At 67.4% G+C, this 10712-nt stretch carries 7 protein-coding genes; 5 read left to right on the forward strand and 2 right to left on the reverse strand.

Features of this window, described 5'->3' with window-relative positions; genetic code table 11:
* The first annotated feature begins 1048 nt into the window (after positions 1–1048).
* On the forward strand, positions 1049–1315 hold the full coding sequence (locus ACFVVO_RS12840; RefSeq protein ID WP_390054281.1) for a hypothetical protein: 267 nt from the start codon (positions 1049–1051) through the stop codon (positions 1313–1315).
* Between the two features lie 603 nt (positions 1316–1918).
* On the opposite strand, the gene ACFVVO_RS12845 is transcribed toward ACFVVO_RS12840, so the two are convergent.
* Positions 1919–2716, reverse strand: a complete 798-nt coding sequence (locus ACFVVO_RS12845) for a hypothetical protein (protein WP_390054283.1) — start codon at positions 2714–2716, stop codon at positions 1919–1921.
* Between the two features lie 698 nt (positions 2717–3414).
* Between ACFVVO_RS12845 and ACFVVO_RS12850 the strand changes: the two genes are divergently transcribed.
* On the forward strand, positions 3415–4281 hold the full coding sequence (locus ACFVVO_RS12850) for a tetratricopeptide repeat protein (RefSeq protein ID WP_390054285.1): 867 nt from the start codon (positions 3415–3417) through the stop codon (positions 4279–4281).
* Between the two features lie 352 nt (positions 4282–4633).
* On the opposite strand, the gene ACFVVO_RS12855 is transcribed toward ACFVVO_RS12850, so the two are convergent.
* On the reverse strand, positions 4634–5248 hold the full coding sequence (locus ACFVVO_RS12855; protein ID WP_390054287.1) for a hypothetical protein: 615 nt from the start codon (positions 5246–5248) through the stop codon (positions 4634–4636).
* Positions 5249–5601: 353 nt separating this feature from the next.
* Between ACFVVO_RS12855 and ACFVVO_RS12860 the strand changes: the two genes are divergently transcribed.
* The 3 genes from ACFVVO_RS12860 to ACFVVO_RS12870 form a co-directional block, all read left to right on the forward strand.
* The gene (locus ACFVVO_RS12860) at positions 5602–6768 is read left to right on the forward strand and encodes a PP2C family protein-serine/threonine phosphatase (RefSeq protein WP_390054288.1); all 1167 of its coding nucleotides are present in this window, start codon (positions 5602–5604) and stop codon (positions 6766–6768) included.
* Positions 6769–7398: 630 nt separating this feature from the next.
* Positions 7399–7620, forward strand: coding sequence for a CarD family transcriptional regulator (locus ACFVVO_RS12865; RefSeq protein ID WP_390054289.1), 222 nt, complete (start codon positions 7399–7401; stop codon positions 7618–7620).
* A gap of 1129 nt (positions 7621–8749) precedes the next feature.
* A partial coding sequence (locus ACFVVO_RS12870; RefSeq protein ID WP_390054291.1) for a HEAT repeat domain-containing protein occupies positions 8750–10712 on the forward strand: 1963 nt, incomplete at its 3' end.

The following is a 10712-nucleotide window of genomic DNA, read 5'->3' on the forward strand; positions in this document are numbered from 1 at the left end:
CCCGGTCCTTGACGAAACAGCGGTTCGTGGTGATCGACCAGATACGGATAGGCCGGACCTCAAAGCGTGTGTGCCAGCCAGAGAATGGCGTGAGAGCCGAGCAGGACCCAGGACCGGCTCAGGAGCGCAGAAGGGCTGAGAACGCGGCACAGAGCCATGCGTGCCCCCTGCGTGCCCGATGAGGGGGGACCGTACAGGGAGCAACGGGGAGTCACGGCAACCAGATCAAAAACGCGCAGGTCAGCATCTTGTCAGGTCACCGCGCAAGCGCATACGCGATCTTCCGAACCAGCTAAGTGTCATTGCCGGCGCCAGCGTCTATACGAGTCCGCCGAGGAGATAGACGAGCAAGCCCAGGAAGAGCACTGCCATCACCCCTGCCATGGACCTCAAGCGATCCGGAGTCATCATCGGCCTGGCGGTAACAGGGTTCCTCCGATCCAAGTAGTCGTAGACCCAAAGACCAAAATTGCGATAGTCGACAGCAACGAGGAAACAGAGGCCTCCAAGCAGGGCGACCCAGCGATGCATAAAGAGGAGGGTCCGGCCGACGGCTCTCGTTGAACGGCCGGACGGACATGAGCTCAGGTGAACGCCCCGGCATCGGGCCAGTAAGACCACCAACAGACTTGGAAAGCGTGTTGGCCAGGCGATGAGGGGGGTGGGGTCTGCGGCCTGCAACATAGTCCCGAGGTGGCTCCCGGGGACCTTTGTGCCCACCCCCCTTGACCGCGGACCTCGAAGGTTCTCTGACCGGTCTCATCCCGTCAGGCAAGCTAACAGGGGGGACTGACGGCGGGGAGTTGCGGTACGGCAGCCAGGTACAGCAACCCAAGGGAAAGGGCAACGACTGCGCACGCGGGGTGCTTTGACCCAAAGCAGGTCTCCGCAGGTCACGCCAGCGATCGCCGAACCTCGCTTCAGGCGCTTCGTGACTTGTACGGCCGTAGGAGTGATCAAAGCATGAATGACGTTACGCTCTGATCCTTTTTGTGCATCGTTCTCCAGGTGTCTGCCCGACCTGGGGCAGAGCAGCGGAGGAGAAAATATGAGGAACGTCCAGAAGATTGCAGCGGTGGCCGTAGCCACCTGCGGAATCCTCTTCGCCGGCATCGGCGGGGCCAGCGCTGACACCGGTAACGAGGGGGACAACATCCCCGTGCTCAGCAACATCAACACACTCAACTGGGACGATTCGCCCTTCTGCGGAATTCAGGTCAAGACCAAGGACAGCGAGCAGAAGACGTCCTGTCCGGTAGTGCACAACGAGGGCAGCTCTAACAGCCCGGTCTACATCATCACCTTCAAAGACTGATCCTTCATAGCGGTCCGGCGGTCCGGCGGTTCGCCCGTCGGCCCGTCGGACCGTTTTGCCTGTCGGGGCATTGGCAGGCAGGTCAGCGATCCGGGCTGTCGTGCCGGGTGGGCTCCCAGGGCTTCGGCATAGTTCGGCCTCGTTATCTTGACCACGCCAGGCCGAGGAGGGCCGGGCGGTCGGGTTCGGTCCCGGGCTGCCCGGGGGAGACCGGAGGCGATGTTGCGGACGCCGGCCCGACTCCGCAAGCAGCTGCCAGCCCGTCACCCGCCGCGCGGTTCATCGCACCGCCCCCGGGTGCGGGCAGTTGCCTGTGAGGGCCACTGGGCCGTCCCCGGGCCGTCCGAGGTCAGCCGACGCCGACCGACAACGACAGAAGCCCACGGCATCTGAGCTGGTCAGAGCCGTGGGCTTCTTCAGGCCCGCTGGTCAGCGGAAGAATTGATCAGTAGACCGGCTACTGATCACAGTTGCCGGCGCCGGCACACCCATTGAGGCTCCGCCGGCCTGTGGACGAAGCTGGGCTCTCTGGGGGGGGGTGACTGACGTGTTTTTTTGGGGGGGAGGCAGCTTTCCTGCGCCTGTACTGATCGCGCCCGCCGCCTACGACCCGCCGTGGAAGAAGCCGGACTTCAGGTCCCTGATGACGACGTCGAGTGAGTGCCCACTGACGATGAGCGGTCCACTCCAGGGCGCGGTGAGTGCGAAGAGCAACGCCAGGCTCAGCCCGACCACACTCGCAACACCCACGATGAGCAGTGACGTTCGCAGGCTGCTGCGGAAGACCAGTGCGCCGGCATTCACGATCAAGGCCAGTCCGCTGACCGCAAGCGTGACGACGTAGAGCGCGGGAATGCTGCGCGAGGCGGCCGCGACGCGGGCGCGACGATTGCTGATGACACCGTCCAGGGAAGCCACCAGCTCCGTGCCGGTCGGGGTTCCCAACTCGGGCCGGGCCGCCTCGTCGCGCACGCTCCGCTCCAGCCGTGCGATCGCGCGGGCGGTGGACGGGTCGTTACCGGACGCCGCTGCCGCACCCTGCCATTCCCTGGCACGCGTGGTCTGCAAGTAGTCCAGCAGTGCCGCATGGATCGGCTCCGACTGGACTCGCGGACTTGTCGCCGCCCACGCCAGGCGGGAGGCCGCGGCCGCCTCGTCGCTCACCAACCCCTCTGCTGCGCGCAGGTAGCCGGCCTCGCTGGCCAGTGAGAGTGCCGCAAAGATCGCGAAGGCAGCGCCGAGTGTCGGCATCAGGGGCGTGGCGATCTGCGGCACCCGGTCCCGTTCCTCGACCGGTACGAGCGCCCGGACGCCGATGCGCGCCACGGCTGCGACCAGGAAGGCGAGCACGAGCCCGCCCACAACCAGCACCACTGCCGGCAGCGAGGTCAACCAGTTCACCGCATCACCCACAACGCGTTTCCACGGGCACCCCACGGCGGCGACACACCGGCCCCCGCGACCTGGAGCTCCTCGTCGATCACTTTCAATGAACGCTCCATGATCACAGGTCGAAGTCCTGTGACGCCCGCGACGCACGGCACGGCATCTCGCTTCGTCGGCCAAACAGCCGAGTACGGCCCAGTACGAGGCTGTAATGACAACGACCGCCGCGCCCGTCCCACTTTCCGTCTCATTTCAGCCTGGTTCACCGCCGTTCAGCCGAGACCGGAAGCCGATCCCAATCCGGTGACGAGCCGCCCATGAACGCAGGTGAACGCCCCCGTACACACACCCACACCCAACTCACACAGTTGGAAAGTGTGTCGACCGGGGGATGAGGGGGGTGGGGTCTGGGGCCTGCAACATAGTCCCGAGGTGGCTCCCGGGGACCTTTGTGCCCACCCCCCCTTGACCGCGGACCTCGAAGGTTCTCTGACCGGTCTCACTCCACCAGGCAAGCTAGCAAGGAGCACTGACATTGATGCTGATACACAGAGGCCGGTGGCGAATTTGCTACCGGCCTCTGACTCGCTGGCCCCGGATCAGGTCGAACCTGTACGCCGCTCCCCTGGACGCAACCGTTTCGACACCCCCTTCCAGCACCCCTTCAGCCGTCGTGCCAAACTCCCTCCCTGGTCAGAGGGAGGGGCAGGGGCGTGGAGAAGTCTGAGGCGAAGCAGTTGCTGGAACGGGCTCGCGAGATGTGGGACGCGGAGGAGTGGCTGCGTTCCGCTGAGCTGTACGAGCAGGTCCTTGCTCACTATCCGGACGAGGGCCCCAGCGCGGTGTGGTGGTACGACGCAGCACTGGCGTACAAGTTTCTGCGTAACTGGGCAAAGGCCTACGAACTCGGCCGTGAGGCTGCCGCCCGCTCGCCGCGCGGTGAGCAGGACCCGGCGTTTTGGAATCTGGGGGTCGCCGCCACAATCCAGCGTGACTGGGCGACCGCCCGTGACGCTTGGGAGGGCTTCGGGATCCCGATGCCGGCGGGCGAGGGGGAGATCAACGGCGCCTTTGGCCCGGCGTGCGTACGGCTGGACGCGGGTGGCGAGCGCGAGGTGGTCTGGATACAGCGGCTCTGCCCGACGCGAGGACGCGTGATGAACGTCCCTGCCACGAAAGGCCGTCGCTTCGGCGAGATCGTCGTGCACGATGGGGAGCCGACTGGCGAGCGGACGTACAACGGCCAGAGCGTCGCTGTCTTCGACGAATTGCTGCTCTTCGAGGCCTCTTCGCTGCCGACGCTGCATGCGACCGTAAACGCAGCGGATGCATCCGACGTCGACGCCCTGGTGGCTTCATTCTTCGCGCAGGACTTCGGCGCCGAGCCGGCGAGCAGCTTCCACATGCTGTGCGCATGCTGCAGCGAGGGCCGCGTCGACTGGGATGAGGCCAGCGTGCCGACACACGGCGGCTCACAGACTGTCTGGCTGGCCGCCCCTGAGGCCGAGGCCCGGCAGCTACTGGATGCCTGGGCGACGGGCGGCGAACGCAGCTGGAACGGACTGGAGCTGTTTGGTTGAGCCCCCGGGGAGTGAGCGGGGAGTGGATCAAGAGAATTGTGCCGCGCAGTGGTCACGTAGACCAACGCATACCAAGCCTCTGACATGCACAGGTACTCATTCTGGGTGGATGCAGCCGGACATGCTTGGACCAAGATCGGACCACTCGTAATGCGTAGCTCTTCGAGGGCGCGGTGTGGTGAAGCCCCGGCCCGTCGGTGCGGGCCGGGGCTTACGATCTCGGCTACCTGGCACTGGTGACTGTGATCGGGACGTCAGGGCAGTGGCTCAGCGCGTGGGTGAGGGCGGTCTGCTCGGAGGCGTCGATGCTCAGGGCCCAGCGGCGCCGGCCGGCCTCGTACTCGGCAGAGCACTACCAGTTGGTCAGGTCGACCAGTAGGTCGCAGTGCGGGTCGTCCGGGGCCGGGCGCCGGTACTGCTCCTCCCCGATGAGGGAGGGCAGGGAGGCGAGGAGGGCGGTCGTCGGCGTCCCGGTCAGGCGGATGTCGACCCCGATGATGCCCGGCCGGTCGGGGCGCTGCACGTACAGACGGATCAGGCCGTCGCCGTGCATGAGAAAGCCGATCAGGAACGGGTTCTCGTCGTCTCCGGGGTCGGAGAGGGCGCGTACGACGGTGAGTGCCTCGCCTTGTTCGGTTTCCGGAGTCGGGGTGATCTCCTGCGGGCGGAGGCGGATGAGCGTCATCCCCATGACCTCGTCGACGTCGCTGCTGCTGTAGATCTGGGGCCCGGACAGGACGGTGCGCAGCAGGCCGGGGATGTAGTACGGCGTCACCGTGTCGTGGGGGAGCTCGTACAGGAAGCTCATGGCGTACTCGTCCTCCCCGGCGCGGACGGCGATCCGTACGGCGCCGGGGGCGGGGAGGACGCCGCGCAGATGGCAGTAGTCGGCGACGGGCGCGTTCAGGTAGTACAGCAGCAGGCGGGTGACATCTGCCTGCTGCTCTCGGTCTTCGGGGTCTGTCACGGATGCATCCATGCGGGGCATTTGTTGTTGTGGTGATTGCGGCAGAAGGCTTTGATCACGCCGATCGTCTGTCCCCTGCCGGCATCGTAACGGCGGTCTTTCGACTTACGCGTGTACTGAACGACGACGGTGAACCTGACCTGCCGCCGGCCTGGGGTCTGTTTCGAAGTGGGTATCCCGCCGGTCGTCGCGAGCCTGCCTCACGGTCACGGCCCGAGGAGCCTGCGACGGGCGCCGAGTCATTGATCCGTCGCCACCGATGGTTCCTCTGCTGTAAATGGGCCGGGCCGGTCTCCGGGGCTGTCCGGGGCGGCCGGGTGGAGCCGTAGGTTCCAGCGAGGCAGGCTTGGTGCATGAAATCGCTCTTGCGCTCACCCTCGTGGCCTGGAGCAGGCGGTCATCACCGGGTCTTCCTCACGCTGATGCAGTGTGTGCCCTTTTTGATCGCGCTGGCCGTGCTGGTCATCGAGCTCACGCCTGCGCACTTCATCTATACAGGCCCCTTTCTCACCGCGGTCCCGGCGCTGGCAGCAGTGACGTTGGGGACCAAGGGCACCACCGCGGCGGCGGCCCTCGCGCTGGCGATCAGCGTGACCACCGCGACCTACAACGGGGCGTGGGGCACGCTGCAGGTCTACAGCAACTTCCTGGCTCTGGCCTTGGTCTCCGTGGCCGGGTTCATCACCAGTCGCGCCATGCAGGAGCGCAGGCAGAGGGAGCTCGACCAGGTCCGCCGCATCGCGGTGGCGGCCCAGGAGGTCGTGTTGCGGGCCGTGCCCGCGCGCCTGGGCCCGCTGCGGGCCGGCAGCCTGTGTCTTGCGGCCGGGACCGGGGCACGGGTGGGCGGTGATCTGTACGAGGCCGTGCAGACGCGCTATGGCGTTCGGATGATCGTCGGGGACGTGCGGGGCAAGGGACTGTCCGCGGTGCGAGCCGTCGCGGTGGCGCTGGGCGCGTTCCGGGAAGCCGTGCACTATGAGGAGGACCTGGTGGAGGTCATGAACCGCTGTGCGGCCGCCCTGCGACGGGAGATCTCCGTGCCGGGTGCCTATGGGCCAGAGGTTCTGCTGGAGGGTTTCACCACGGCGCTCATCGCGCAGGTGCCGGACCAGCCCGTGGTGCAGCTGGTCAACCGTGGACATCCACCACCGCTGCTGCTGCACCAGGGCAGGGCCGCACCCCTGACGCCGAGCTTGGAGTCGCCGCCGCTCGGCCTCGAAGACCTGATGACCGGTCTCCCCGAGAAGCCTGAGAGCTATGCGTTCCTCCCCGGGGATCGTCTGTTGTTGTACACCGACGGTGTGATCGAGGCGCGCGATCGCGACGGCGAATTCTTCGCCCTGCCAGAGGCCATGGAGGGGATAGGCGCCGACCCCACCCCACCGGAATTCCTGGAGCGACTGCACCAGGCGTTGACCCGCCACACCGGCGAAAACCTGGCGGACGATGTGGCGATGATCGTCGCCGACCGGTTCAACGGCCTGCCACGGACACCTTCCGGTGGGGCAGACGTGGGGTGACCGTCGTTGTCGGCCACGAACCGAAGGCGTACTTCGTGGATCCGCTGGGGCGGGATGCCGGCGGAGTACGGAGTCGTCGGGGCCGACGTGGATGGTGAGTGCGTCGAGAGCTCCGGGGCCTCTTGCGTATCCACATGGGCGAAGGGAAGGCCGTGCTCGCAAACCGGGTTGGAGGCTGCTCCTCTTCGTGACTGAGGGTCCGCGGCGACACCGCCGGGCCCTCTCTGGGCCCTCCGAGGGTGAACGCGCACGCGTCGAGGTCCGCGATCCGGGTGGGGAGATCGTCATCGAGGCCAACACCGCGGGCCTTCGGACACTGGCCGGCCGTCTGCTCACACTCGCCCAGGACGGCACACCCGACGGGACTCACCTCCATCTGGAGGAGAGCGACGGGCTCGATGAGGGGTCGGTGAGCCTGGTCCGGAGAGGTGTGACGGCGAATGATGCGCCCCGCCCCGTCCCGGCCGTGCCCGATGCAGGCGTCAGCCAAGGTCGGCGAAGAATAGCTACGGTCCAGTTTTGCCTCCGCAGGTCTCGAAACCGCAGGTCAGCGGCGTTAAGCGGTTGTTCTCGTGTGGATCTGTGCCGACGGCCACAGCAAACGGGCCTCACAAAGGCGCATACTGAGCCATGACAAAGCCTGCTGCGCCGAAGCGCCATCTGCCCACGAGCCCCTTCAAGGCACCGGTCACACCGGCTCCCAAGTACTTCGCCGTGGGCGACCAGGTCACGCACGACATGTACGGCCTCGGCCGAGTGGTCGGCATCGAGGACGGAGTCGCGGTGCTCGTGGATTTCGGCTCGGCGCAAATGCGGATCTTGAGCCCGTACGCCAAGATGACCAAGTTGTGAGACCGCTGTGCCCGGTCACGGCACAACCAGGTTCCTTCAGGGATCTGCAACGAGAGAGAGTCCTCCCATCATGACGTCGCTGTTCTCCGCCCTGGAAGGGCAACCCCGCCGCTCCTCGGCGGCATCGCCGCCTCCGGCGACCAACCCCTTCCAGGCCCCCGACTTCGGGGAAGACGAAACCTTGCCGTTCGAAGACGCACAGGAGCCCGCCCCGGGCGTAGGTGCGGCGCGGCGCAAGGCGGCTTAGCTCCACGAGTACCGGCCGGTGGCCTCCGGCAACCGGCCGCGGGCTGTGCCCCTCGCTTGCAGTGGTCGCCCGAGCCGGCACGCGGCGAGCCGGCTCACTGACGGCTGACGTTTCTGGTCACGCCGGTGATGACGGTCGTGGCCAGGATCCAGCCGGTGATGATGAGGGCGTGGGACAGCGCCTGGTACCAGCCCTCCGACGCGAAGGCGTAGGCAGGAACACCGTCCCGGCGATGTGCGTCTCACCGAGCCGGACCTGTCCGAGGAACTGCAGCCCGTGAGGTGCGGGATGCCGTCCACCCGCATGGTGGCGGCGGCGAGGCCGGGCAGTGCGGAGCCGCTGAGGTTGAGGTGGCGGATCCCGGAGGCGTACAGCAGGGGCGCGTCCTCGAAGAAGCGGTCGGTCAGCCGTATCGGATGCTCGATCGCGCCGTGCGTCAGGTCGAGGACGCCGGCCGCAGTACGGCTGTGGTGAAGGGGGCTTCACCGTCTGGCCCACCGGTTGAACTCGGCCGAACGGGAACAGGGGCCCTCGACCGGAAGGTCCTGGCGCGAGCCGAGGTCATCCCGGCGGTCACCTTGGCGTTCAGTGCTGGGGTGGTCGGATCCAGGGCCGTTGACGGCGTCCGAGTGCCCGTTTCTCGTGGTCACGCTGCCGGTCCGGTGGACGGTGCCGAGCGGACCGGGCGCGATGGAATCCCGGCTCAACCAGCCGCCCCGCGTGGTAACTTGAAGCACATTTGTCGGGGTGGCGTGGAGCGGGCGCGAGGGACGGATGACTGGTTCGCCGTACAGCGCGATGCGCGCCAGGCTGGCGAACAGGACTGTCCGGCACTACCTTCCACCCACATTCCGGGTCCGCGATTCCACGGACGAATCCGCCGTGGAGCGCCTCCGGTTCGACGCCCTCCTCGACCAACTGCCGTCGTACCTGACCAAGTACGAGCCGATCCCCAAGACGTGGCTGGTCACCGGCGGCGCGGGCAGCGGCAAGAGCACCGCCGTCCTGCAGTACGCGATCGCGCTCCTGGACCGGGAGACCCCCTGCGCCGTCGTCGACAACCGCATGATCAGGCACTTGGACGTGAACGGCCTGAGCGTCGAGGAGTTCGCCAAGCGATTTCGCCCGTCGGGCCTCGACGAGAAGTTGTGGAAGGCGCACATCAAGAAGCACCGCGTGGTCTTCCTGGTCGACGCCTTGAACGAGTTGGAGCGCGAGTTCAAGTACACCGCCAAGTGGAGCTTCGTCTGGCAGTTACTGGCCGGATCGCACGACTTCACGGTGCTGGCGACGTCCCGCAGCGAATCCGATGACCTGAACTGGACCTTGCTGCGCGATGTCGAGACGATGTCCATCGAGCCGCTGGACGAGCAGGACATCAAGCGCTATCTGGGGATGCGCGACGGATCGGCCACCCAAGCGCTGGACGAGATCAGGTCGGGCGACATGCTGGGCGTGGCGTCCAACCCGTTCATGCTGTCGCTGCTGACCGACTGGCTGCTCGGCACCCGATCCGTGGAGGGCCGGGCCATCCCGCGCAGCCGTGCGGACCTGCTTCGGGAGACCATGGTCCGGCCCAGCAACGGCACCGGGTCCGGCACGGCGGAAGAGGGCGAGGCGAAGCGCGGGCTCGGCATGGAGGCGGCGCTGTGCGCGGCGGCACTGGCCGCCATCACCACGGGCAAGGGCAACGCGGACTTCGTCGACGTGGACGTGGAGGCGCTGCTCGACCTGGTGTGGGACGACAGGCGCGAGACAGCCCGCACGGTGAAGGCGTTCCTGCACACGCAGATGGTGGAGCCGGTCGGTGACGGGGCGGACGGCCAGTACAGCCTCATGCACCCGGCCTTCGTGGACTTCGGCCTGGCCCTCGCCTGGCAGAGCACCGGCCCGCCACCCTTCGTGCTGGACCCCGCATACCTGGACCAGTGCCTGGGCGACTGGGTCGGCCTGCAATCCGACCCGGACAACGCCGTACTCGGTCTGCTCGCCCCGGACGCCAAGCCGCTGCCACCCGAGCTGGTGGTGGACGTCCTCGTGGCCAACCGGGGTGTGCTGGGCGACGAGGTGCGCGGCGCGCTGTGGCGGCAACTCGGCGGTTGCTTCGATCGGGGGCGCCAGATGCGCGACCGCCTGGCCGGTGCGCTGGCCGGCCTGCCTCCGACCGTGCTTCGCGACGGGCTCCAGCGCGGTCTGCTGCGGGCGCTCAACGCCAGGGACCCGGGGTTCGCGGACGACGTCCTGGCCGCCTTGTGGAACGGGTCGCTGGACGCCCAGACGCTGCAGCGACTGCTCCGGAAGCACGAGCGCAACAAGAAGGAGTCGGCACCGAGAAGACCCGATCGCGACGAGGCCCGGGCCGCGAAGCGGCGGGCGTGGCTGCGCGGGGACACCGATCCGGACGCGCGCCGCCGCAGCGCGAACTGGCTGAGCGGCAACGGCGGTGAGGAGGACGTCGACGACCTGCGGACGACGATGCTGGAGGACTCGGACGCCACGGTTCGCGGCGCCTGCGCCACCGCGCTCGGACGCATCCGCTCGCATCGGGCCGTCCCCGCTCTCCTGGAGACCACCGGGGCCGACCGCGACGGCATCGTCCGGGGTTCGGCTGCCAATGCCCTAGGGCAGATCGGTGCTCCTCGCGCGGTGTCCACGTTGGTCACTGCGCTGGCGGGTGATGGGGAGGCCGGTGTTCGGGGTTCGGCGGCGAACGCGCTCGGTCAGATCGGTAATCCTCAGGCGGTGCCCGCGTTGGTCACTGCGCTGGCGGGTGATGGGGAGGCCGGTGTTCGGGGTTCGGCGGCGAACGCGCTCGGTCAGATCGGTAATCCTCAGGCGGTGCCCG

It is taken from the genome of Streptomyces sp. NPDC058145 (assembly GCF_042884245.1).
In the GTDB taxonomy this organism is placed as follows: domain Bacteria; phylum Actinomycetota; class Actinomycetes; order Streptomycetales; family Streptomycetaceae; genus Streptomyces.

Bases quoted from the DNA above. Each gene is read 5' to 3' on its own strand.
- ACFVVO_RS12840 (WP_390054281.1), top strand. From the start codon at position 1,049: ATGAGGAACGTCCAGAAGATTGCAGCGGTGGCCGTAGCCACCTGCGGA.
- ACFVVO_RS12860 (WP_390054288.1), top strand. From the start codon at position 5,602: ATGAAATCGCTCTTGCGCTCACCCTCGTGGCCTGGAGCAGGCGGTCAT.
- ACFVVO_RS12865 (WP_390054289.1), top strand. From the start codon at position 7,399: ATGACAAAGCCTGCTGCGCCGAAGCGCCATCTGCCCACGAGCCCCTTC.